This is a genomic window from Spirosoma lituiforme (genome assembly GCF_054776635.1).
This window is the reverse complement of sequence record NZ_BAAHBO010000006.1, coordinates 139,810-166,501: the sequence shown is the minus strand read 5'-3', so window position 1 is coordinate 166,501 and position 26,692 is coordinate 139,810. Positions and strand designations below refer to the sequence as shown.

Sequence of the window (26,692 nt, the reverse complement as noted above, 5' to 3'; positions counted from 1 at the left end):
AAAGTAGGTGGTAACGGTACGTCGCCAATGTCTGTGAGGTCAGTTTCTTAAAACTGACTTGGTAGGTTTCTCAAAACCTACCGGCTAAGGGCGTCGATGCGGTTCCGAGAATCGCAACCGGTTCGCCCGCCTAAGTCAGTTTTAAGAAACTGACATCACCGCAGTTACCCAATCTTTCTTTAGATTGTTAAAGTGAGGTTAAATAAGAGGATACTTTATAAATTTTTTGATTAGTGAGCGTATGTTGAGCTAAAATTCTGAATTTTGCCAATAAGTTGGTATTTTCTCTTTTGGTGTTGCTCAATCTAACCTTAGTTAAACTATGCTTAAACACTTACTTTGCTGTATGTTGTTGGTATTTGCGGCAACCGGATCGCTCCGGGCGCAAACCCGACAAATAACGGGTGCTCTACGGGATGAGCAGGGCCAATCGATTACGGGGGCAAACGTGGTTATTAAAGGAACCACGCGGGGCACAACGACCGATGCGGCTGGTGAATTCCGGTTATCGGTGCCCAACGAAGCGACTACGCTGACTGTTTCATCGGTGGGCTACACGGCAAAAGACGTCCCGGTTTCGGCCAGCCAGACGCAAATCACGGTGACGCTAGTTAGCGATGACCGTCAATTGGGCGAAGTGGTCGTAACGGCATTGGGCATCAAACGGGAAGCGAAAGCCCTGAGCTACGCTACCCAGATGATCAAGCCGGCGCAGATCAACGAAGTGCGCGACGGTAACGTACTGAATACCCTGCAGGGGAAAATTGCCGGGGCGTACATTACCCAGGGTTCGGGTGGGCCGGGTACCGGTTCCCGAATCGTACTGCGGGGAAACCGCTCCATCCAGGGAACCAACAACGCCCTGATGGTTGTCGATGGGGTTCCGATCAATAACAGCACCTTCGGGCAGGCCACCAGCGATTTTGGTAGCGTTGCCAATTCGGATGGTGCCTCGAACATTAACCCCGACGATATTGAGAACGTAACCGTACTCCGCGGTGCGTCGGCGGCTGCACTCTACGGTAGTCAGGCGGCTAATGGTGTTATTTTGATCACGACGAAGCGGGGCAAAGCGGGCCGGGTTACGGTCGATGTAAATTCGGGCGTTTCGGTCGATAAGCCGTTTGCCTTGCCAATGGTGCAAAATCAGTACGGGCAGGGCGTTGGCGGGAAACTAGATCCGGCCGTTGGCGCCAGCTGGGGCGCGGCCATGACGGGTCAGGCTTACACGAACTACCTGGGTCAGCCGGATACTTATTCAGCGCAGCCTAACAACATTCGCGATTTCTTCCGTACGGCGGTCAGTTTCAATAACTCCATCGGCATTACGGGCGGTTCCGATAAGTCGCAAACGTACCTGTCGTATACCAATAACACATTGCAGGGAACCGTGCCGGGCAATGACCTGACCCGCCACACCATCAACCTGCGTTTGTCGAATCAGATCAGTTCGAAGTTCTCGACCGATGCGAAAGTGACCTACATCAATCAATCGGTTGTAAACAAGCCACGGACAGGTGAAGAAAACGCGCCGGTTATTGACCTGTACCAGATTCCGCGCAACGTCAGTTTAAGTACGGCCCAGAACTATTCATCGCCCAATTCGTTCGGTCAGCCAACGCCAAACACCTGGCCTTCCACGTTGTCGTCGATCTACCAGAATCCCTACTGGATGACTAACCAAACAGCCATCAACCAGTACCGCGACCGGGTGATCGGGTTTGTCTTGGCGAAGTATCAGCTAACGGATTTTCTGAGCATTCAGGGCCGGGCCAATCTTGATAAGTACTTCGATAAAAATGAAGAGAACTACGCACAGGGCACGATTCTGTGGGCCAATCAGGCGGGTGGCAAATTCTCCCGGAACAACATCGTCAATACCCAAAGCTGGTATGACCTGTTGATTGAAGGGAAAAATAAACTTAGCCAGGATCTTACCATCGATTATCAGGCGGGGGCTATTATTCAGGATACCCGCTATCAGCTGACCAGTTCGCTGGCCGATGGGTTGAACATACCGAACCGGTATAACCTGAACTTTGGGACTAACCAGACGCTCGGTGATGATTACTCGCGCGTTCAGACGCAGTCGCTGTTTGGTCAGGCATCGCTGGCCTGGCGGGATGCTATTTTCGTGAATGCCAGTCTACGGAACGACTGGTCATCGACCTTGCCCAAGCCGTACTCGTTCCAGTATCCGTCGGTGGGGGCTTCGGTTGTTCTGTCGGATTTGCTGAAATTATCGGGGCCGCTTTCGTTCCTGAAGATCAACGGATCGTTTGCTCAGGTGGGTAACGGAGCTGATCCTTATCTGCTCCAGACCGTTTATTCATACAGCCAGGGTGCCGGTTCCGGATTCATCAGCCGGGATGGTACGCAGGCCATCGGTAACCTGAAACCGGAAATTACGAAAAGCGTGGAAATCGGTCTCGACGCCCGCTTCTTCAGCAACCGCCTGGGGGCAACCGTTACGGCCTACAAAACGAATTCGATCAACCAGTTGCTGAAACTGGGGCTGGCTCCGGCATCGGGATTCAGCAACCAGTACATCAACGCGGGCGACATTCGCAACATGGGTCTTGAAGTGGTGGTTAATGGAACGGCCATCAAAACCGACCGTTTCTCGTGGGATCTGACGCTGAACATGGGCCTGAACCGCAATAAAATCATCAGCCTGTCGCCCGACATCAAAACGGCATTCCTGTCGGGAGGTTACGGCCGGTCAGCCTCACCGATTGTAGCCGAAGGAGGTTCGTACGGCGACATTGTCTCGTACCGATGGGCGAAAGATCAGACAACGGGGCAGTACCTGATTGGCTCCCAATCGAATAGTACGTCGGTTTCGGAGGCATCGGTTGTCTCGACTGGATTACCCGTTGCCACGAAAGAGCAGGAGTTGATCGGCAACTTTAACCCGAAAATGCTGCTGGGCTTCACAAATACATTCACGTTTAAGGGCTTCTCGCTCCGCGTACTGTTCGATGGTCGGTTTGGCGGCATTGCCGTATCGGGTACCGAAATGAACTTGGCGTTCAGCGGTATTCCGGAAGCGACCGCCCAAAAACGGGATGGTGGCTGGGTGTTGCCGGGGGTTACGGCTGGAGTAGCTGGTGCCGATGGCGTGACGATGATTGGTGCCGGTAAAACAAACGCGACGGCCATTACGGCTGAGCAATTCTGGCAAACCGTATCAGGTAAGCGGTATGGCTGGGGCGAGTTCTTTGCCTATGATGCCACCAATTTTCGCCTGCGTGAACTGTCGATCGGCTATGCCATTCCAGTACCCTCCAATTTTTTCATCAAATCGGCCCGATTGTCGTTCGTCGCGCGTAACTTATTCTGGATCTATCGCGGAAGCTCCATCCTGGATATTCCCGGTATCGGCAAGCGGAAAATGTGGTTCGATCCCGACGTGAACATCAGTAATGGCAACTTCCAGGGGGTTGAATATGGTACGTTACCATCGAACCGGAGCCTGGGCGTGAACCTGAAACTTTCTTTTTAACCCGAAACCACCGTCAATATGACTTCCTATAAACTGCGCTTACGGAAAACACTCCTGGCGACTGGTCTGGCGGCTCCCCTGTTGTGGGCGGCTGGCTGTACCAATAATTTCGAAGATATTAATACCAACAAAACCAAGATAACGGTCATCGGCGCGGGCGAGGTGCCTTACCTGTTTTCAAAGGCACAGTCGGCGGGTATTCTGAGCCAGTACACGTATCAGGTCGGACAGAACCTCTTCTCCGATCAGTACGCCCAGTATTTCGCGTGTGTCGCCACGTACTTCCCCTCCGACCGGTTCGTGATTCGGATGGACTGGCTGCAAGGCCCCTGGACGCAGATGTACACCGAGGTGGTGCCCCAGTTAAAAACCATCATGTCGAGTACCGATGCCAATTCGGCGGAGTACGCGCTGGCGAGTATCTGGTGGGTATATACGTTTCACCGCTGGACAGATCAGGTTGGCCCTATTCCGTATTTTAAGGCGGGGGAGCCCGCTACATCGGTGGCTTATGATGCGCAGGATAAAGTCTACGATGACTTCTTCAAGCGATTAGCGGCTGCTACAACGGTATTGAAAGGCAAAACATCCGAGAAACCATTTGGTGCGTTCGACCTGATGTACGGGGGTGATGCCACCAAATGGATTAAGTTCGCCAACACGCTCCGGCTTCGGCTGGCGATGCGCATCTCGAAGGTTGACCCGACCCGCGCCAAAACGGAAGCCGAAGCAGCCGTGGCCGGGGGCGTGCTCACGACCAGCCCCGACGACGATGCTCTGGTACAACGGAGCACAAAAGGAAACGACGGGAATGGCCTCTCGATCATGTCGGACTGGAACGAGTTTCGGATGAGTGCCGCTATGGAATCGGTGCTGAAAGGTTACGAAGATCCACGAATGCCGACCTATTTCCTGCCTGCGGTGAAAACCAATACCTACGAAGGCTTACGGAACGGACTGGCTACGACGCAGTTAACCGAAACCGTCAATACGGCCGATTACAACTCGCACGTTGGGCAGCGCTGGACATCGACCGGGTTGGCGACACCCCAGAACGTAATGGCAACTGCCGAGTCGTATTTCCTCCGCGCTGAAGGAGCCCTCAATGGCTGGGCGATGGGGGGAACGGCCAAGGATTTCTACAACAAAGGTATTGCCATGTCCATGACTCAATGGGGCGTAACGGACGCTGCCGCCATCACGGCGTATCAGAACAGTACCAAGACGCCTGTTGCGCCGGGTGATTATCTGAAATCGGCAGCGCTGAGCAACATTCCGATTGCCTGGGGAAGCACCGAAGCCATACAACGGGAGCAGATTGGTACCCAGAAATGGCTGGCTGTTTTCCCGGATGGGTTTGAAGGCTGGGCCGAGTACCGCCGGACCCGTTTCCCGAAACTGTACCCGGTCGTCAACTCTGATAATCCCGATATTCCGGCTGGTGGCGTTCTGCGCCGAATTCCGATTCTGCTGGTTGAACAGCAAACAAATGCGGTAGAAGCGGCCAAAGCGGTTACGCTGTTGAGCGGTCCCGATAAGGTAACGACGCCCCTATGGTGGGATAAAAACTAGGTTTATCTTACCCGCAAGGGCGCAAAGGAAAACGCAAAGCACGCGGAGACAATCTTTGCGTACTTTGCGTTTTCCTTTGCGCCCTTGCGGTTATTGTTTATGAAGCTACTTACGCTTTGCTTATTGGTATTGCTTCTCGCATCCTGCGACAACCAGGATACGCTTTTTGAAAAATTACCGTCCTCGCAAACCAATGTCACGTTCAAAAACTCGCTGGAAGAAGCGCCGGAATTTAACGTGCTGAAGTATGGCTATTTTTACAATGGCGGGGGCGTGGCCGCTGCCGATTTCAACAACGACGGCCTGGTGGATCTGTACTTCACGGGTAATCTTAACGCCAATAAACTCTACCTGAACAAGACTGAACCCGGCTCCGGAAACCTCACCTTCGACGACATTACCGACAAAGCCGGGGTTGGGGCAGCCGAGGGCTGGAATACGGGTGTCTCGGTGGTCGATATCAATGCCGATGGCTGGCTGGACATCTACGTATGCCGGTCGGCGGCAACCGATGCCCGACTGCGCCGGAATCTGCTTTTCATCAACAATAAAAATCTCCGGGATGGATATCCAACCTTTTCGGAAAAAGCTGCCGAGTATGGCCTCGATGATTCGGCTTATTCAACCCAGGCTGCTTTCTTCGATTATGATCGGGATGGCGATCTGGACTGTTTTCTCCTAAACCATTCGGTGCAGGAGTACGCTGGTTTTAGCCGGATGATCAGCAACTTCAAGCAGCAGACAAACGCTAACTATTCCAGCAAACTGTACCAGAACCAGAACGGTAAATTCGTGGATGTGTCGGCCGCGGCTGGCTTAACATCCAATGTATTGAGCTTTGGGCTGGCCGTGGCCGTCAGCGATTTCAACAACGATGGCTGGCTCGATTTTTACGTATCGAACGACTACAACGAAAACGACTATCTGTACATAAATCAACAGAACGGTAAATTTAATGAAGTAGTACGGGAGTCGATGGGGCACACGTCGCTCTACTCGATGGGCTCCGATGCGGCCGATGTGAACAACGATGGCCGCATCGATCTATTGACACTGGATATGCTTCCCGAACGAAACGAGCGGATCAAGCTAACCTCGGGCGATGATAATTACGACAAGTATACCCAATTGCTACGATCTGGTTTTCATCACCAGACCATGCGCAACATGCTCCAGTTGAACGTAGGGGAGGAAAAGTCTGACAAGTCGGTGGCTGGCGTTCCGGTATTCAGCGAAATAGGACAGCTGGCGGGTATTTCCAATACCGACTGGAGTTGGGCCGGGCTGTTCGCCGATTTCGATAATGATGGCTGGAAAGACCTGTTCGTGAGCAACGGCTACGCCCGTGACTACACCAATATGGAGTTTCTGAAGTTCACAATGGATGAGCAGTTGAAAGCCCGCCAGACCGGACAGTCAGCCAGTTCATCGGACCCACTGGCCGTCATTGCCAAAATGCCCAGCATCAACGAGCCAAATTTTATCTTCCGAAATCGGTCGGGCGATGCTCGGTCCGGCGTTTCGGAAGGGTCGTTAACGTTTGCCAACGAAACCAAGGCCTGGGGGTTTGACGAGAAAAACCAGTCGAATGGGGCCGTGTACGCGGATCTGGACAATGATGGGGATCTGGATCTGGTGATCAACAACGTCAATACGGAAGCAAGCATTTACGAAAACCATGCCGATACCAAGGGCCAGAATCATCACCTGAGCCTTCAGCTGAAAAGTGCCAATCCAGGACAAATGATGGGTGCACGCGCAACCGTTTGGGCGGCTGGCCGGATGCAGGTGCAGGAGTTTATGCCGGCTCGGGGATTTCAGTCGGCTATGTACGGGCCGTTATTGTTCGGACTTGGTAAAGCGGCTGTAGCGGATTCGATACGGATTCGGTGGGCCAATGGCAAAACGCAGTTTGTCGGTAAGGCTGGTTTGAACAAAGCGCCGAATGGTCAACTGATCGTCACGTATGCGCCAACGGCTGACACGCCACCCACAGCTCTGCCCAAACCGTTCTGGCAGGCTACCGGTGGGCTGGTCTGGACGCACCAGCAGCCAGTGGTCAATGATTTCAAAATCCAACCGTTGCTGCCGTATATGCTTTCTCCGGTGGGGCCGCATTTTGCCGTGGGGGATGCAAACGGGGATGGACGCGACGACGTATTTGCGGGCGGTGGCCGGGGGCAGGGCGGGCAGGTATTCCTGGGCGGAGCCAATGGGTTCACAGCCATGCCCCAACCAGCGCTACTCGCCGACCGCGCCTGTGCCGACGCCGGAGCCGACTGGCTCGATGTCGATGGGGACAACGATCTGGATCTGGTGGTGGCCAGCGCCGGGTACGAACTGCCCATCGATGACCCCCGGTTGCAGGTGCGCCTGTACCTGAATGATGGGAAAGGGCACCTGACAAAAGCGACTGCTTTTCCTGACGTTCGGGTGAGCGCGTCCTGTATCCGGTCGGCGGATGTCGATGGGGATGGCGACCGCGACCTGTTCGTTGGCGCGCGGGTCGTGCCGGGGCGTTACCCCGAAATTCCCGTCAGCCACCTTTTATTGAATGACGGGAAAGGGCGTTTTTCGGATGTCACGAGCCAGCAACCGGCTTTGACCCATCTCGGTATGGTGACGGATGTCGCTTTTGCGGATCTTACGAGTGATAGCCGTCCGGAGTTGATTGTAGCTACGGACTTTGGCCCCGTTCGGGCGTTTTCCTTCATCAAGGGAAAGATAAAGTCGTTGGATAACCTATTGCCAGCGACAACTGGTTGCTGGAATCGGCTGTTGGTGCAGGATTTCGACAAAGATGGTAAACTGGATATTATTGCCGCCAACGCCGGACTGAACAGCCAGCTTCAGGCTACGACCGACCGACCACTAACGCTGTATGGTATCAAAAATGTAGCCGGTGCCCTGCTGCCGATTCTGGTGGGTTACGACCGGAACAACGGCGCGGACAAACAGCCCCGCCCATTCAATGCCCGTGATGAAATGCTTGATCAGGTGGTGAATCTGCGGAAGAAATTCACGGATTACACAAGTTATTCGAAGGCAACGATCACCGATCTGTTCGATCCCGATGAATTGAAACGAGCCGAAAAACTCGACGCGACCACGTTGCAGACAGTATTGTTCCGAAACAGCGGAGAGGCAAGTCCCACCTTTATCATGCAGCCGTTGCCCCTCGACGCGCAGGTTGCTCCGGCTTATGCGCTGGCGGCCGTTGATGTTAACCACGACGGCTTACCCGACCTGATCATGGGTGGTAACCGCGAATTGAACCGGGTGCGGTTGGGGAAAGATGACGCCAATAGGGGACAACTGTTTCTGAACCGGGGGAAAGGCCTGTTTACGTACGTGCCCATGGAGCAGTCGGGCCTGCTGTGGGAAGGTGATGTTCGGGATCTTGTGCCGGTCACGGTGGGCGGGCGTACCGAACTGCTCGTAGGGGCTACGGGGAAAGCAGTACGGGTATTTACGCTGGCAAAATAAGTCTTTGTGCCAGCTTGCTCTAGCGTCTGATTTGTATGCCTGATCGGGTGAACAACGCAATTTTCTATGTTTTTCTGAATTTAACTGTTATTTTTCCTTACTCAAAACAGGTATTTTGGAGCAACGGCACCGCATCATCGAAGAGAACGAATACTTACTGGACCTCTGGCAACGGGCGAAAAACGGCGATAAAGCCGCCTTTTGCCAACTGGCCGAGAAACAGTACCGGGCTTTGTTTGCCTATGCCACCAACTTCACCGAGGACCGTGATTTCATAAAAGATTCCATTCAGGAGTTATTTATCCGCATTTGGGAAAAGCGAACAGCGATTACGATTCAGTACGTATCCATTTATTTATTCAAATCGCTCCGCAACCAGCTTCTCCAGGAATTCCGCCGGAGTAAACCATTCCAGTCCCCCCTGAACAGCCCGGAAGTAAATGAATTATCGGACTGGCAGACCATCGAGACACAGATCGAACAAGGGGAGGCTGACTCCGAAAGCCAGTCTAAGGTTCGGCAGGCTATCAACACGCTTCCCAAGCGCCAGCAGGAGGTGATCTTCCTCAAATTTTACAACGGACTGGAGAACGATCAGATCGCTGAGTTAATGGAAATCAATCGGCAGTCTGTTGCCAATCTGCTCTACAAAGCCCTCGGAGCCCTCAAAAGCCAGGTAGCGTTTTACACCTATTGGCTGGTTCTTGCTTTTCCTCTGCTGTAGGGCTCCGCTCATATTAGCTGCGGACTTGTCCGGGGCAAACGTTAGATGTGTTATCAGCCGGGTCGTCGGTTCGTTTTAAGAATCGCACCGGCGACCCGGCTGACAACACAAACGACACCCTGAAGACAGTTTTCGACCGCCATCAGATACCAATGTCGACCTTCTGAACCCGTATACAGTTAGGTAAAAATCCGTGGCTAGCCGTGGCTAACTACTGAGTAGCGTACTTTGTTTTTAAAAATTTTTATTTTGTAAGGTTAAGTTCCGGGATTTTATTAATATTGTATTAAACTTCCCTGTTAATCATTTTTCACGAATTTATCTATGGCAAAAGATTTACTCAGGCTTATTATCTTTTTATCAGTGATAAGCACATCCGCATGGGCTCAGTCCATTTCGGGTAGGGTTACTGGTGGCAATGATGGCCAGCCATTACCCGGTGTTTCCATCGTAGTAAAAGGGAGCACCTCCGGTACCATTACCGATGCTGCCGGTAAGTATACGATCACGGCTGCCAAAAACAGAACGCTCGTATTTTCCTTTATCGGCTATAAATCAAAAGAAGTCGCGATCGATAACCGGTCGACGGTTGATGTCTCGCTGGACGAGGATGCATCTAACATCAATGAGGTCGTTGTCACGGCGTTTGGTATCAAAAAAGAAGAGCGTGCCCTTGGGTACGCTACGGCGGTTGTCAACAACGAAGCGCTTGTTAAAACGGCATCGCCCAACTTTGCTACCGCTCTTTACGGAAAAGCACCGGGTGTAACCATCAACGCGACGCCGGGTGGAGCTACCAGCGCCGTGAGCATCAGCATCCGTGGCCTGGCTTCCATTACGGGGAACACCCAGCCGCTGATCGTGATGGATGGTATCCCCATTCGGAACGGTGAAGTACGCAACAACGACTACTGGGGCGATCAACGTATACGGGGTAACGGTCTGCTCGATCTGAACCCCGCCGACATCGAAAACATCTCGATTCTGAAAGGGGCTTCGGCGGCTGCGCTGTATGGTTCCGAAGCCGTTAACGGTGTGGTCCTGGTGACGACCAAGACCGGTAAAGGGAAAAAAGGCCTGGGTGTCGATTTCAGCGCCAGCTACAGCGTCGATAAAATTGCCTACCTGCCCCGTTACCAGAACGTTCGGGGGCCTGGGTATATGCTGAACTACAACAACGGTGGTCAGGATGCCAACGGGTTCATTTATTACGATACGGATGGCGACGGCAAAGGCGATACCCGCGGACTGCTTGGGGCAACGGTTAACTTCGGCCCTAAATTCGATGGGCAGCCCGTTATGTCGTTCGATGGTGTGATTCGACCTTATTCGCCGTCGGGTAACAGCTACGCCGATCTGTTTCAGAACGCGAACAGCGCCAACATCAACCTGGCTGTATCCAAGTCGTCGGAGAACTCTACCCTGCGTTTTTCGTACACCCGTCAGGACAATGGTATGATCAGCTACGGGGCCAAGAACGAAAAGAACATCATGAACCTGAACGCCAGCTTCAATGCCAACAAGAAGCTGAAAACGGATCTGATGATTAACTACGTTAACCAGTACACACACAATCGCCCGTTTAAAGTGGATCGCATGATCAACAGCTTTTCGGGGATGATGAACCGGTTCGAATCGGCCGACTGGTATTTCAACAAGTACCAAACGAGCCTGGGGTATAAATACGTAACAGGAACCAACCAGAGTCTGACGCCAAGTGAGAACATTATCCGCAATGGTTTCAAAGGAGACATTGGTGATTACGTTTGGAGCACCCGTGCCAATACCTACGACGAATACAGCAACCGGATCATCGCCAGCGTTACCCAGAACTGGCAGATCACGGACGAGCTATCGCTGCGCGGCCGGGTTGGAACGGACTTTACTTCGGAGCGTCTTGAAGACAAACAACGTAGTTCTATCCCGTTAGCTTTCGGTTATTCGGGCTCGTTCGCGATGAGCAACAACCTGTATACAAACGTGTACACGGATATTCTGCTGAACTATACCAAAAAGGTAAACGAAGACATTACGGTATCGGCCAGAGGAGGCTACACAGCCAACAAAACGCTGAATACATTGATGAGCCGGTCGACGAACGGTGGGTTGAGCACGGAGAATTTCTTTGATGTATCGGCGTCGGTAAATACCGCCAATGGTACCAACAGTCGCAACCGCTACGTGCGGGATGCTTTCCTGGGTACGGTAAACTTCGATTACAAAAATTTCTTTTTTGTCGAAGGTACAATCCGGAGAGACCGCACATCAACGCTTGCCAAAGGAAACAACGCCTTCGTTTACCCGTCGGTTAATACGAGCCTTGTGCTGAGCGATATTTTCCGGTTACCAACCGTTATTGATTACGCCAAACTGAGAGGGTCGTGGGGTATCGTGGGTAACTATCCCGCTATCTACAGTGCCAACAACGCCTATAATCAGGGAAGCCTGAGCATCCAGCAGGCCGGTGGTAGCTCGGTGCTGTACACGAACATCAGCAGCGATTACGGTAACGATAAAATACGGCCGGAACAGAAGCGTGAATTTGAATTCGGTTTCGAAGCCAGACTGTTCAAACGGAAACTGGGCATAGACCTGTCGTATTACAACGCGCAGATTGTCGATCAGATTCTTCCGCTGACCATTGCCGCCAGCTCGGGTGCCCGCACCATTCTGGCTAACATCGGTACGCTGCGGAACCAGGGTCTGGAACTGGCCCTGAACGTATCGCCGATAAAAAGCAGCGATATTAATGGCCTGAACTGGGATATGACGTTGAACCTAGCCAAGAACAGTAACAAAGTAGAAAAACTAGCCAACAACTCGACCGAACTATTACACGCTGATTACGACGGTAATGCGGCTCAGTTGCGTTCGGTTGTGGGTCAGCCAATGGGCGACATTTACGTGCATGGTATCCTGAAAAATGCCGATGGCCGCGAGGTTGTTGGTCCGAACGGCCTTTACCAGCTGGACGGTGTTAACTGGATCAAAGCGGGTAACGCCATGCCGAAACTGACGGGTGGTTTGCTGAACAACTTCAGCTACAAAGGTTTCAACCTGGACGTCGTCGTTGATTTCCGTTACGGCGGCTCGATTATGCCGACCGGTATCAACTGGCTTACCTCACGGGGCCTGACCGAAGAAAGTCTAAACGCGATGGACGCCGAACACGGTGGCCTCCGCTACTACAAAGATGCCAACGGTAAAGGCGTTCAGACAACGGGTTCTGCCGGACCAAACGGCGAAGTTGTGTACAACGACGGTATGCTGATGAACGGTGTATTGCCAACGGGCGAAGCCAATACCAACGTGATCTCACAAGCCACGTACTACAACAGCACTTACAACTGGGGTGGTCCGCAGTACGGCAATGCCCGATACGAGTTGTATGTGAAGGAAAACACCTACGTCAAAATGAGAGAGATCTCGTTGGGCTACCGGATTCCGGCCAGCATTACTCGTAGAATCGGTACGCAGAACCTGACCCTGTCGGTATTCGGTCGTAACCTGTTCTTCATCTACAGAACCATCAAAGATCTGGATGCGGAGCAAACCAACGTCGGTACCAAATGGTCGGATAACATCAATAATGCTGGTAACAACCCATCGTTCCGCACTATGGGGGTCATGCTACGGGCCAGCTTCTAACCTTAAGTCAATCATGAAGATGAAAAAAATAGCTAGTTTGTTGTTAGGTGCTCTTCTGCTGGCAAACGTGTCGTGTAAGGAGTCTGATTTTAGCGAAGCGTACCCAGACCCGGCCAAAATTGCGCAGACAACCGTCGAGAAGCAGTTTACTGGTGTACTGTACGCCAACAAAGATTACGTACTGCCAGGCTATCGGTACTACTTCGTCACCCTGCGTACGTCCATCAACCACTACACCCAGGCAACAGGCTGGGTGAACGCATCCGGCCAATACGTTCCGGGTTCGTCGGGGGTAGAGGACGTGTGGTACAGCTATTACAACATGCTGGCGCAGTACCGCGAACTGCAAAAAGTATACGCCACCAAGAGCGCCGACCAACAGGCCAGTCTGAAAATTTTCATGCTGACGGCAGCCGTTTATGTGTATGATTACACGCAGAAAATGGTTGACCTGCACGGCGCTATTCCCTTCAGCACGGCGGGTTTGCTGAGCACCAACGGTGGCGAATACACGGCATCTACCGCTAAATTCGATACGGCAGAAAGTATCTATACGTTCCTGCTGGACGATCTGAAACGGATTGCTACTGAGCTAAATGGCATCACGCTGAACGCCGGTTACCAGAAGTCGTTTCAGACGCAGGATTTCATAAACAAAGGCGACATAACGGCCTGGAAACGCTACACGAACTCACTTCGCCTGCGGATCCTGAATCGGGTCTCGGATGTGGCCAGTTTTCAGTCTCGGTCGAACAGCGAAATAGCCGAGATCCTAGCGAACACAACGACCTACCCAGTCGTAGAAACCAACGCGCAGAATATCCAGATCAACGTGTACGACATCAACACGGATATCAACTCGAAAGGATTCAGAGACGGTATCGAAGGCGATGGCTGGTATGGTAATACGGCAGGTAAGGCGATTATCGACAACATGAATGCCAACAAAGATCCCCGGCTGCCAATTCTCTTCGAGCCAGGCGTTAACGCTGCCGGAAAATACAATGGCATCGATCCGACGGCTACCGAAGCAACGCAGACGAATCTGGTGAGTTCCGGACAAATTGCGATCTACAACCGGTATACGTTGAGCCGCAACCAGTTCTTTCCCGGTATTCTGATCAATGCCGCGCAGATGAATCTGATCAAAGCGGAGTATTATCTGAGAACGGGCAACGACGCATCGGCGAAAACGGCTTACGAGACCGCCATCACGCAGTCGGTACAATTCTACAACGGAATCCTGGCGCTGACCAACGCTACGGGTATCACCACATCGGCGCTTCCGACGGCCGCAACGTCGGCTTCTATCTCGACGTACATCGCCGGATCGGGAGTGAACTGGAGCAGCGCGACCAGCAACACCGACAAACTGAAGCTGATTGCGACGCAGAAATGGCTGCACTACAACCTGGTTCAGCCTTACGAAAACTGGGCTGACATTCGCCGGTTGGACTACCCGGCGCTGAGCTTTCAGGTCGACAACGCGAATAACCAGACGTTGCCGCCCGTTCGGTGGACGATTCCGGGCAACGAGATAACCTACAACGCGACAAACTACGCGGCTGTAAAATCAACGGATAACCTGACAACCAAGATTTTCTGGGATGTAAAGTAGACAGTCCGGCTATCGATAAAATTAGATAAACAAGTGTTTTTTGAAGTAGAATGGGCAAACCGCTTGGCTTGCCCATTTTTGTTGTTTAGGCGGTAGTAATTTACGCTTACTTCCCTCGATTCTCCAGCACCAGCAGTTGCGGGAAAGACGTAATGCCTTTGAACAGCAGTTGGGTCATTTCGCCAACCGTGTGGAAATAGGAGCCCAGCACAATATCCATATCGCCATCCTGATCAATGTCGGCGGCCTCCATCGTGAGCCATTTACCGTTGGCCGCTTCCGGTGTGCTGAATGGCCTGAACATTAAATTTCCCTCGTTGGCCAAGTAAAGAAAGCTCTGCTCCGGCTGGTCCAGACTGGTGTAAAAAGCCGTAGCGGCAATATCCAGATCGCCGTCGTTATCGAAGTCGCGGGCTACGGCTTTGCTGGCACCATACAGGGGGTAAAACCAGGCTTCGCGGAAGTTGTCCTTTTTGTCGTTAAGGTACAGGTGTACGCCGTGGTAGTTTTTGTTGATAGCCGAATAGTCCCAGTTGTCGCCGTTGGTCAGCAAAATATCCTGAAACCCGTCCTTATTGACATCGGCGAGTTCAAAATAGCTGGAGCCGAATACGGGCGGGAAACGCAGAACGGTTTTCTCGCTGAATTTCCCCTTCCCCTGGTTGTAGAAAATGGATACTTCTTCCCGCGCCTGCGCCATCAAAACCATAATATCGGGCTTCTTATCGTGGTTGAAATCCGCGATCACTGCTTTCCGGGCACCGGGAAAGGCTTTGAGTACGTGTTCCTTCGTTGGCTCAAATCCGTCGTACCAGAACAGCTTTCCGGCATTGTTCCCGAATCCGCAAATAACCACGTCGTCCTTCCCATCGGCATTCAGGTCGCCAGCGGCAAACTGCACAGGCCGGGGAAGCCCCCGAATGTTGATCGGGCTGGAACCGGGTTTCGCCGATTTTTCCAGCGTCATGAGTCGACCCAGCTGCTGATCGGATGGGCTAAATACCCCAATGGTGAGAAGTCGGGGAGCGGCATTTTCCGGAAAATCCATATCCGTGGGCGGGGTGTCAATCCACCACGTATCAGCCATTTGAAGCTGGGTATTGAGTACGTACAACGCATGCTGGGCATCCCCCACATACAGTTGGGCGGTGTTTTTATCATACGTCAATAGCGTCGTTTGGGGTACCGGTTTGTCACTGAGAGTCAGTTCCTTTGGTGTAAACAGGGGAAGCCCGCTTGTAACAGTCGGATGAGGTTTTTGCGGCAACGGCTCGGCGGGTGCTGCCTGCTCGTAATAGCTCACAATTTTGTTCCAGTCGCTCCGGGAAAGCGCAGCCGTTTCCGGGTAAATCAACAGTTCCCGAATCGCCTTTTCTTCCTCGGGCGACAGTGGTTTCAGGGTGTCCTGATCGGGGAGTTTGAGCCCAAGCCGCCGGGCCATATTCGGCAAAACCCCCGTAACCCAGGTTTTTTTGTCCAGCAGTTCGGGTTCGGGAAACAAGTGGCAACTGCTGCAATGCTTCAGGGCCAGTTGTTTGCCGGTAGGAACAGGTTCATTCGCCAGTGATTGCTTTTTTTTCTCGGCAATGGGTGCACTCGTATTGGGTCGAATGGAAAACGACGCCACCAGGAGAGAGACCACCAGGAGCAAACCGGTTTTAAGCAAGCGCATTGGGGAAATGGGTTAAGTGCCGACTGGTTAACGTGCTAAGCGCTACCAAAGGTTTGCTGGGCTTTCTATTATTTGTCAAACTAATTAATAATTATTTTAGCAAAAAACCGTCTATTTTATAAAAAATTTAAAATATAGGTATCTTTGTTATCTGCTTCGTTTCGACCCCTGTAGCCTGGCCGTTTACCACCCTGACGGCCGTTTTTCCGTTTATGATTCGTCCTATACCGCTGTATTTTCAAACCCTTGCTCTTTTTCTTTCCCTGTTTTCGGGCATTGCTTTTGGGCAGAAAACGCACACCTTCGCCATTGCCGGCGGGCAGTTTCTGTACGATGGTAAACCCACCCAGATTCATGCGGGCGAGATGCACTACGCCCGCGTTCCACAGCCTTACTGGCGGCACCGGCTTAAGATGCTGAAAGCGATGGGCCTGAATACGGTAGCCACTTACGTATTCTGGAATTTTCATAATCCGGCCCCCGGCGTCTGGGATTTCAAACGTGACAACCACAACCTGACGGAATTCGTCAAAACGGCGCAGGAAGAAGGGTTGTACGTGGTGCTGCGCCCCGGTCCCTACGCCTGCGCCGAATGGGAATTTGGCGGGTACCCGTGGTGGTTGCAAAAAAACAAGGACCTCGTTATCCGAACCAATAACAAGCCGTTTCTGGACTCGTGCCGGGTGTACATTGGCAAGCTGGCCGAACAGGTAACGTCGCTGCAGGTAAGCCAGGGCGGACCGATCATTATGGTGCAGGCCGAAAATGAATTCGGCTCGTACGTAGCGCAGCGCAAAGACATCCCGCTCGACGAACACCAGCAGTATAACCGGGCTATTAAACAGATGCTTACGGAGGCTGGCTTTACGGTTCCGTTCTTCACCTCGGATGGGTCTAATTTGTTTGAGGGAGGTTCGCTGCCGGGTGTGCTGCCCACGGCAAACGGTGAAGGCAATATCGACAATCTGAAAAAAGCCGTCGACGCTCACCACAATGGAAAAGGTCCGTACATGGTGGCCGAATTTTACCCGGGCTGGCTCGACCACTGGGCTGAACCATTTACGCGCATTGGGCCGGAATCCATTGCCAAACAGACGGAAGTTTACCTGAAAAACGGAGTAAGCTTTAACCTGTACATGGCCCACGGTGGCACAAATTTCGGCTTTACGGCCGGAGCCAACTACAACGATGACCACGACATACAACCCGACATTACCAGTTACGATTACGACGCCCCCGTCAGCGAAGCCGGTTGGGCAACCCCCAAATACACCGCCATTCGGGAACTGCTGAAGAAATACGCAGCCTACGCTATTCCAGAGGTTCCGGCCAGACTTCCCGTTATTACGCTGCCACCCATCGCCCTCATGAAAACGGTTGACCTTACCGATTTCAAAAAGAGTATCAAGCCGGTCATTAACGACAAACCACTGTCCTTCGAAGACCTGAATCAGGGCCACGGCTACGTACTGTACAGTCGGCGGTTTACGCAGCCAACGCAGGGTACACTCAAACTGGAGGGCCTGCGGGATTTCGCTACGGTATATGTCAATGGTAAAAAAGTGGGTGAACTGAATCGCATCGAGAAACAGTACGAACTCCCCATCGATATCCCGTTTAACAGTACCCTGGAAATCCTGGTCGAGAACATGGGCCGGATCAACTACGGGGCGAACATCAACCAGAATACAAAAGGCATCATCTCGCCGGTTATCATCAACGATCAGGAAATTACCGGCGACTGGCAGATGATCCGGCTACCGTTCAGCGAGGTACCCGACCTGAGCAAGGTTACGGCCAAACCCGCCAAAGCTGGTCGGCCAACCCTATACAGCGGCACTTTTGAGGTGAAGCAACCGGGCGATGTATTTTTGAATATGAGCGACTGGGGTAAAGGCATCGTCTTTATTAACGGGCATAACCTGGGCCGTTTCTGGAACGTAGGGCCGCAGCAAACGCTCTATGTACCAGGCTGCTGGCTGAAACCTGGCCAGAACAATATCCTGATCTTCGACCAACTGAACCCAACGGTGCTTTCGGCAGTAAAAACGGTCGATGCTCCCATTTTAGATGTACTCAAAGAATCCTGATTCACTCATTGCTATGCGCTTTTTCCCCCTGATTGCTGCTTTTATCTGTCTGTCTTGGCTGGCTCCTGCTCAAAGGCCAGCACCTTTTGGGGCCGTTCCATCGCCCCGGCAGTTGCAGTGGCACAAAATGAAGTACTATGCCTTCGTTCACTTCAACATGAATACGTTCACCAACGAAGAGTGGGGACACGGTACCGAAACGGCTAATCAGTTCAATCCCAGCCAGCTCGACTGTCGGCAGTGGGCGAAAGTAGCCAAAGAAGCGGGCATGGAAGGGATCATTATTACCGCCAAGCACCACGACGGTTTTTGCCTGTGGCCATCGAAGTTCACCGAGCACTCGGTTAAAAACAGCAAATGGCGCGACGGCAAGGGCGACGTCCTAAAAGACCTGTCGGCGGCCTGTAAAGAATACGGCCTGAAATTTGGCATCTACCTCTCGCCCTGGGACCGAAACCACCCCGCCTACGGAACGCCCGAATACAACGACATCTTTAAAAATACCCTCAAGGAAGTCCTGACGCAGTATGGCGACGTATTCGAGGTATGGTTCGACGGGGCCAACGGCGAAGGACCCAATGGGAAAAAACAGGTGTACGACTGGCCGGGCTTTATCGGTACAGTACGCCAGTATCAGCCCAACGCCGTTATTTTTAGCGATGCCGGTCCCGATATTCGCTGGGTGGGTAATGAAGATGGGTATGCGGGAGAAACCAACTGGAGTACGCTCAACCGGGATAAGGTATATCCGGCCTACCCGAATTACTGGGAGCTGACACTTGGCCACGAAGATGGTACCCATTGGGTGCCTACCGAAGTGAACTGCTCGATCCGGCCCGGCTGGTACTACCACGCTAATGAAGACAACAAAGTAAAATCGCTGGAACACCTGGTTGATATTTATTACAGTTCAATTGGCCGTAACGGTAACTGGCTGCTCAACCTGCCCGTTGACCGTCGGGGGCTGGTTCACGAAAACGATGCTGCCCGACTCATGGAGTTGAAAACCTATACCGATAAGGCGTCGGTGAATCTGGCCGGTGGGAAGACAATCACGGCCAGTAGCGTCTTCGGTAAAGCCCCGGCCTACGCGGCTACGAACATCCTCGATAAAAGCCGGGATACCTACTGGGCAGCCGCCGATGGCGCTAAGCAGGCCACGCTTGACATTGATTTGGGCAAAGCCACTACGCTTAACCGGCTGCTCATTGAAGAGCACATTGCCCTGGGGCAGCGCGTAAAGAAATTTTCGGTATCGGCCTGGCAGGCGGGTAAATACCAGACCGTTGCGCAGGGAACGACCATCGGCAACCGACGGATTCTACGCTTCCCGGCCATAACGACCAGCAAAATCCGGGTGAACATCGAAGAGTCGAAAGCGAGCCCCATCATTCGGCTGATCGAGGTGTACAATGCGCCCGAACTCATTGTTACGCCAGTCATCAGCCGGAGCAAAGAGGGGCTGGTTACCATTGCCTGCCCCCGCACGACCGACCCGGTCATTACCTATACCACCGACGGGTCGGAACCGACGGCCAGCAGCCCCCGGTTCAGCAAGCCATTTGCCCTGGCACAGGGCGGAACCGTGAAGGCCCGCGCCTTTATCGACAACATGAGAAAAGCCAGTAGCCCCGTTTCAACTGAGTTCGACATCAGCGCGGCTAACTGGACGGTTAGTTCGGCGGGTGGTTCTGCGTCCAGTAAGGGAGCCGACCGCCTGATTGATGGGAATACCGATACTTTCTGGCAGCAGCGGAAAGCAGGCGAAGAACCTACGTCGGTCATTCTGGATTTGGGCGAGACGCTGCCCCTGCGTGGGTTTACTTACCTGCCCCGGCAGGACGGCAAAAAAGATGGGATCGTGTATCGGTATGCTGTATCGGTAAGTCAGGATGGGAAAACCTGGTCGGCTCCGGTGAGTCAGGGCACGTTCAGCAACATCAACAACAACCCCGTCGGGCAGTCGGTCCGGTTCGATCAGGTGCGTTCGGGGCGCTACCTGAAATTTGATGCGTTCGAAACCACCGCTGGTAACGATGCCACTGTTTCTATTGCCGAGTTAGGCGTAATAACCCGATAATCGTCAGCTTTAATTCCTTCCTCTTATACCTCAACCATGCTGAAATCAATTACCTGCCTGGCCATCGCGCTACTCCCGATGGGCTTCGCCGGGGCGCAGACAGCCCCAAAACCAACGGATACCAAAACGTACGCGTTTACAAAAGGGCTGGTTGCCCTGACCGGCAGCCGCTACGGTCGGGAAGCCATCTACACCGATCCGCTGGCTTACCAACTATATAGCGGAACACTCAAACAACCCGCCGAAGGAGCCGTATTTGGTACCGACGAGCAGGGTGGTGACATCAAGTGGGTGGCCGTAACGGCGGATAGCCTCAACCGGCTCCGGCTGCGGGGTGGATTCCGGGGGAACGGCGGGGCACCCGCTGGCCCTGGTGTGGTAGCCGGTAGCCTGCGGGGCGGCATCGGTGGGGGCGGGGGCTATACCTACCTTACCTACTCATCAACGCGTGACCAGATAGCTGTACTCACGATAAAAGGCAACAGCAACGTCTACGTAAACGGTGAGCTGCACATGGGCGATGCCTACAGCATGGGGTATCTGCATATTCCGGTCAAACTCAAAAAAGGAGTAAACGAGTTTTACGTGCGGGGCGTCACGATCACCGCAAACCTGGCTTTCCCGGACAAACCCGCTCTGGTATCGACCGATGATCCAACCTTACCCAGCATCCGGTTGGGCGAATCGAATGCATCGTTGCAGGGCGCTATCGTTGTTGTCAATACCTCGACTGTACCGCTATCGGGTCTACAACTGACCAGTAAATTGTCGGGCAAAACCCTGACCACCACCTTGCCCAGCATTCCGGCGCTATCGAGCCGCAAAGTGGCCTTTACCTTCGATGGAAGTAGTGTCAGCGCGAAAGGACCACAGACCTGTGAACTGACCCTCACCCAGAAAGGAAAGTCACTCGACGCTGGTACCGTTTCGGTAGAGGCCGTTCCGGCGGGAGCGTCTTACAGCCAGACGTTCGTTAGTCAGATTGATGGCAGTTTGCAGTATTATGCGGTAACGCCACAATCATCGGCCAGCACCGCTCCATCGGCTTTGTTTTTGTCGGTGCACGGGGCAGGGGTGGAGGCCAGCGGTCAGGCACGGGCCTACAAAGCCAAGGACTGGGGAAACCTGGTGGCGGCTACCAACCGCCGGCCCCGGGGTTTCAACTGGGAAGACTGGGGCCGTTTAGATGCCCTGGAAGTGTTGTCTATCGCCAAAAATCGCTTCAAACCCGACCCGCAGCACGTTTACCTGACCGGCCACTCGATGGGTGGGCACGGCACCTGGTTTCTGGGAGCGACGTACCCCGATAAATGGGCGGCCATTGCCCCCTGCGCGGGTTACCCGACCCTGAAGGAGTACGGTTCTGCCGATGGCGTGATTCCGGATACCAGCAATGATCCGCTCGAACAAATGCTGTTACGGGCCGGTAACCAGAGCGATGTGCTGAAACTGACGAGCAATTACAAACCGCTGGGGGTCTATGTCCTGCACGGCGACGCCGACCGGACAGTCCCCGTAACCTACGCCCGGCAGATGCGAAAACTGCTGGGAGAATCGCAGCCCGACATAAGCTATTACGAATATCCGGGGGGCAGCCACTGGTTCGGTGATGAGAGCGTCGACTGGAAACCGTTGTTCGACTTTTTTAAATGGCACAAGATTGCCGTCGACTCGTCGGTCAACACCATCGATTTCGTAACGGCCAATCCGGGCATTTCGTCAGCCTATCGCTGGGCGTCCATTGAGCAGCAATCGCAGCCCCTGCTCTACAGCCGGATGCAACTCAACCGCACGAGCAAAGCCATTACCGGTACAACGGCAAACGTGGCTGTTTTGAAACTGGCGCTGAATGAGTTTGCCGCAAAAACACCGCTCACTATCACACTGGACGGTACAACGGCCATTGCCTACACTACGGCCAGTGCGCAGGATACGCTGTTCCTCCGCCGGGAAAACGGACAATGGCAACCCACACGACGGCCCGCTGTTGCTCAGAAAGGACCGCATCGCAACGGTACGTTCAAAGACGCGTTTACCAATCGAATGGTTTTTGTGTACGGTACGAAAGGCACGAAAGAGGAAAACGATCTGAACGTACAGAAAGCCCGTTACGATGCCGAAACCTGGTATTACCGGGGCAACGGTTCCATCGACATCGTGGCCGACACGGACTATTCGCTGGCCGCGTACGCCAACCGGGGCGTGGTGCTGTTCGGCAATGCCACCAACAATGCAGCCTGGAAACCGCTCCTGGCCGATTGCCCGATTCAACTGGAGCGTAATCGTATGCGGGCAGGCGATCAGCAATGGCAGGGTGATGACCTGGCGGCTTATTTCGTCTGGCCCATCAAAGGATCGTCCATCACGTCGGTCGCCGTTGTTGGCGGAACGGGCGTAAAAGGCATGCGGGCGGCTTTAGCGAACCAGTATTTTGCCGGCGCCAGCGGTTTCCCTGATTTCATGATCTTCGGCCTGGACATGGTTCGGACGGGTAGCAAGGGCGTTCGGATGGCGGGATTCTTTGATAACAACTGGAAATTAACTCCCGAGCAATACAGCATCAATGGCCAAACGAGTGGCCGTTAACAAACCCATCACTGTGAAAAATTATTTCTATGGCTTGCTGGTCTGTATCACTGTATCGGCAACGGGCATGGCGCAACCCGTTAATTCGCTAACCAAATGGCTGGCTTTGCGCCCTGACCAGCGACCCAGCCTGATGGCCGAACCATTCAGCCATGCCGGACTGACGCGTTCGGAAGCCGACCAGGCCGCCACGCTCTTATTGGCCGATAGCCGTAACCAGCAGGCTGCCGTATTAAAGAAAGGCTGGGCCGAAAAGGCTCTGACGGATGGCGAACACGTGCTCAAATTTGACTACCGCCTGTTTGGCGAAAAACCAAAGGATGGTCGAAGTCTGTTTATTTCCCTGCACGGTGGAGGCAATGCTCCACCTGCGGTTAATGACCAGCAGTGGAAAAATCAGATTGGTCTCTACAAGCCATCGGAGGGCGTTTACGTTGCTCCGCGTGCACCCACCAACACCTGGAATCTCTGGCACGAAGCGCACATCGATCCCCTGCTCGACCAGTTGATTCAGGCCGCGGTACTGACCGAGGGCGTTAACCCCGACAAGGTGTATATCATGGGCTATTCTGCCGGTGGCGATGGGGTGTATCAGTTGGCAACCCGCATGACCGACCGCTGGGCCGCAGCTGCGATGATGGCAGGCCACCCCAATGAGGTAACGCCGGTAAATCTCCGCAACATCGGGTTTGCCCTTCATATGGGCGCGCTGGACAAGGCCTATGACCGGAACAAAATTGCCGAACGCTGGGGCCATTGGCTGGATAGTCTGCAAACCGCCGATCCCGGTGGGTACAAGCACCAGGTTCAGTTGCACGAGGGTCGTAGCCACTGGATGCAACGGGAAGATACGGTAGCGGTTCCCTGGATGATGCAGTTTCGGCGTAATCCGATTCCCGACAAGGTTGTGTGGAAGCAGGACGACCGGCTTCTTCCTGACTTTTATTGGCTGGCCGCGCCCGAAAATCAACAGAAAGCCGGTCGGGAGGCCATTGTTTCGTACAAAGGCAACACCATCCGAATCGAGAAAAACGACTACGATACGTTACATATTCGCCTGAATGACAAGATGATGAATCTGGATAAGCCCGTCGAGATTTTCTACGATGGGAAGCGTATTTTCAACACCAGAGTAAAACGGACAGCTGGTACATTACAGCAAACCATTACGAGCCGCCATGATCCGGGTCTGATGTTTTCGGCCGAAATAGCCATCCGGAAAACAGCCGGAAAACCCATTGCCGTCGCGTCGAACGGGTAGCCAACATAAATGGCTCATGAAGCGTCCGCATGTCGATAGTTGCGTGAGACCTCTACCCAATAACTTAACTCTATATTTGCCAAAAAAAGGGGTATCCCCACTATGTTGATGATTCGATTCTGTTTCCTGCTACTCATCGCTTTACTAAGTACCCTTTCCGGTCAAACGCAGGACCTGGCCCGGCGGTATCCGCTCATTCCCTATCCAACCTCGCTTAGCCCGGCAACGGGTCAGTTCACGATTACAGGGCAGACGCCCATCGTTGTGGAAGACCGCCAGTTTGGTAGTGAAGCCAGACAATTGCAGGTATTGCTGGAAGGTAGTTTTGGCAAGCACCTGCCCAAAACGGGCAGTAACCCCCGCATCGTACTGCAACGCGATCCTACCATTACCGCTGCCGAAGGCTACGCCCTGACGATTACGCCAAAACAGGTGACATTAAAAGCCGCTCAACCGGTTGGGATGTTCCGGGCTGTACAGACGGTTCGGCAACTGCTGCCTGTCAGCATCGAGAAATTCGAAAAAACCGTTGCCTCGCTGACACTGCCCGCCGTGACGATTCAGGATCAGCCTGCCTACGCCTGGCGTGGTATGCACCTCGATGTGTCTCGGCATTTTTACTCGATGGAATACCTTCAGCTGTTCATCGACCGGCTGGCTCTATATAAATTCAATAAATTTCACCTGCACCTGACCGATGATCAGGGATGGCGGCTGGAGATAAAAGCGTATCCTAAACTGACCAGCGAAGGGGCCTGGCGGACGTTCAATAATCAGGATTCGGTGATGCTGAAACGGGCCGTTACCAACCCCGATTTCGATTTGCCCAAGAAATTTATCCGTCAGCAAAACGGCCAAACGCAGTACGGCGGCTTCTACACACAGGCGCAGATGCGCGACCTGATTGCGTATGCAGCCGCCCGCCACATTGAGATCATTCCCGAAATTGATATGCCCGGCCACCTGAGTGCTGCCATCAAAGCGTATCCGTTTCTGAGCTGCACGGGTCAGCCGGGAATGGGCAAAACGTTTTCGGTACCCATTTGCCCCTGCAACGAGCCTACCTACACCTTTATGGAAACCGTCCTGGGCGAAATCATTGCCCTGTTTCCCAGTCCATACGTTCACATCGGAGCCGATGAGGTTGAAAAATCGACCTGGTCGGAATCAGCTGCCTGTAAAGAATTGATGACGCGGGAAGGCATTAAGAACGTGGAGGAACTACAGAGCTATTTTGTACATCGGATCGAAAAATTCGTGCAGTCGAAAGGTAAGAAACTAATGGTTTGGGACGATGCCCTCGAAGGAGGATTAAAGCCATCGACCGCCGTTATGTACTGGCGCAGCTGGGTGAAAGATGCCCCTCAGAAAGCTGCGAAAAACGGCAACGACGTGGTGATGACGCCGGTTAGTAACCTTTATTTCGATAGTCCTCCGGGTATTCGGTCGGTAGAAAATGTGTACAACATTGCGGTTGTTCCCGAGGGCATCACCGCCAGCCAGACGAAACAGTTTCTGGGCGCTCAGGCCAACATCTGGACGGAGTACATCCCAACCGAAAATCGCGTGGATTATATGGCCATGCCCCGCATGACGGCGCTGTCGGAGGTGGTCTGGACGGCGAAAAAAGATTTTCCGTCGTACCAGGAACGGCTCCTTCAGCATTTCCTGCGGATGGAGAAAATGGGTATTCATTACCGCCTGCCCGACCTGACCGGCTTTGCGGAAGAGAACGTATTTGTCGATAAAGCAACGTTGCAGATCAAAAAACCATTGGCCAGCTACATTCTCCGGTACACAACCGATGGTACGCAGCCAGTTCCGACCTCGGCCGAATTACCCAACGGGTTAGCCATCACAAAACCGCAAACGATCAACGTGGCAGCCTTCACCCCATCGGGCATTCGGGGGGATGTGTATTCACTGCGTTACCAGCAGCAAGCTTACGCCACGTCCGCCAGTGCTGCCAGTTCTCAGGCTGGTTTACAGTGCCGTTATTTTAAGAAATCGTTTAAAGAAACGAAGCTAATGAAGCAGCAAACCGCCGACAGCACGTACACGATCAACAACGTTGTTGTTCCGAAATTAGTTAACGCGCCCAGCTTCGGCATTCAGTTTCGGGGATTCCTGACCGTACCGGCAACGGGCGTATACAGCTTCTTCTACACCTGCGACGATGGGGGCATTCTGCGCATCGCCGACCGGATGGTGGTCGATAATGACGGCAACCATTTTCCAATCGAAAAAAGCGGTCAGGTTGCTTTACAGAAAGGGGCTCACCCGTTCGAGGCCGACTTCATAGAAGGCGGGGGCGGCTTTACCCTCAAGCTGAAATACAGTCTGAACGGCTCCGAGCCAATGGACATTCCCGATAGCTGGTTCACGCATTGAGGCATGCGACAGAAGATACGTCAGCTATTTCTGTTTTTCGTTTACTTTATCTGACCTAG

12 protein-coding genes are annotated in these 26,692 nt (G+C 53.2%); 11 read left to right on the top strand and 1 reads right to left on the bottom strand.

All coding sequences use genetic code 11. The annotated features are described in order from the left end of the window. Positions 1–322 precede the first annotated feature (322 nt). The 6 genes from ACYU87_RS19935 (at position 323) to ACYU87_RS19910 (ending at position 14,553) form a co-directional block, all read left to right on the top strand. Positions 323–3,505 (top strand): SusC/RagA family TonB-linked outer membrane protein, encoded by a 3,183-nt coding sequence (locus tag ACYU87_RS19935; RefSeq protein ID WP_461135856.1) that lies wholly within the window; start codon positions 323–325, stop codon positions 3,503–3,505. Positions 3,506–3,523: 18 nt separating this feature from the next. Further along, a complete protein-coding gene (locus ACYU87_RS19930; RefSeq protein WP_461135855.1) occupies positions 3,524–5,077 on the top strand; it encodes a SusD/RagB family nutrient-binding outer membrane lipoprotein in 1,554 nt (517 codons plus the stop codon). Positions 5,078–5,176: 99 nt separating this feature from the next. Next, on the top strand, positions 5,177–8,563 hold the full coding sequence (locus ACYU87_RS19925) for a VCBS repeat-containing protein (protein WP_461135854.1): 3,387 nt from the start codon (positions 5,177–5,179) through the stop codon (positions 8,561–8,563). 115 nt (positions 8,564–8,678) lie between these two features. After that, the gene (locus ACYU87_RS19920) at positions 8,679–9,287 is read left to right on the top strand and encodes an RNA polymerase sigma factor (RefSeq protein ID WP_461135853.1); all 609 of its coding nucleotides are present in this window, start codon (positions 8,679–8,681) and stop codon (positions 9,285–9,287) included. A 324-nt stretch (positions 9,288–9,611) separates the two neighbouring features. Then, positions 9,612–12,935 (top strand): SusC/RagA family TonB-linked outer membrane protein, encoded by a 3,324-nt coding sequence (locus ACYU87_RS19915; protein ID WP_461135852.1) that lies wholly within the window; start codon positions 9,612–9,614, stop codon positions 12,933–12,935. Between the two features lie 13 nt (positions 12,936–12,948). Further along, positions 12,949–14,553 (top strand): SusD/RagB family nutrient-binding outer membrane lipoprotein, encoded by a 1,605-nt coding sequence (locus tag ACYU87_RS19910; RefSeq protein WP_461135851.1) that lies wholly within the window; start codon positions 12,949–12,951, stop codon positions 14,551–14,553. A 106-nt stretch (positions 14,554–14,659) separates the two neighbouring features. Here the strand turns inward: ACYU87_RS19910 and ACYU87_RS19905 are convergent, their stop codons facing one another. Beyond that, positions 14,660–16,225, bottom strand: a complete 1,566-nt coding sequence (locus tag ACYU87_RS19905) for an FG-GAP repeat domain-containing protein (protein WP_461135850.1) — start codon at positions 16,223–16,225, stop codon at positions 14,660–14,662. 212 nt (positions 16,226–16,437) lie between these two features. Between ACYU87_RS19905 and ACYU87_RS19900 the strand changes: the two genes are divergently transcribed. The 5 genes from ACYU87_RS19900 to ACYU87_RS19880 all read left to right on the top strand — a co-directional run bounded on the left by ACYU87_RS19900 (position 16,438) and on the right by ACYU87_RS19880 (position 26,633). After that, positions 16,438–18,315, top strand: coding sequence for a glycoside hydrolase family 35 protein (locus ACYU87_RS19900; protein ID WP_461135849.1), 1,878 nt, complete (start codon positions 16,438–16,440; stop codon positions 18,313–18,315). A 13-nt stretch (positions 18,316–18,328) separates the two neighbouring features. After that, positions 18,329–20,395 carry an alpha-L-fucosidase gene (locus ACYU87_RS19895; RefSeq protein ID WP_461135848.1) on the top strand — a complete coding sequence of 689 codons (2,067 nt, stop codon included), beginning with the start codon at positions 18,329–18,331 and terminating at the stop codon, positions 20,393–20,395. A 36-nt stretch (positions 20,396–20,431) separates the two neighbouring features. Further along, positions 20,432–22,981 carry a carboxylesterase family protein gene (locus ACYU87_RS19890; RefSeq protein WP_461135847.1) on the top strand — a complete coding sequence of 850 codons (2,550 nt, stop codon included), beginning with the start codon at positions 20,432–20,434 and terminating at the stop codon, positions 22,979–22,981. 13 nt (positions 22,982–22,994) lie between these two features. Next, complete coding sequence (locus tag ACYU87_RS19885) at positions 22,995–24,242, top strand: hypothetical protein (RefSeq protein WP_461135846.1); 1,248 nt, start codon at positions 22,995–22,997, stop codon at positions 24,240–24,242. Positions 24,243–24,350: 108 nt separating this feature from the next. Next, positions 24,351–26,633: a family 20 glycosylhydrolase gene (locus tag ACYU87_RS19880; RefSeq protein ID WP_461135845.1), complete on the top strand. Its 2,283-nt coding sequence runs from the start codon at positions 24,351–24,353 to the stop codon at positions 26,631–26,633. The last annotated feature ends 59 nt before the right edge of the window (positions 26,634–26,692 follow it).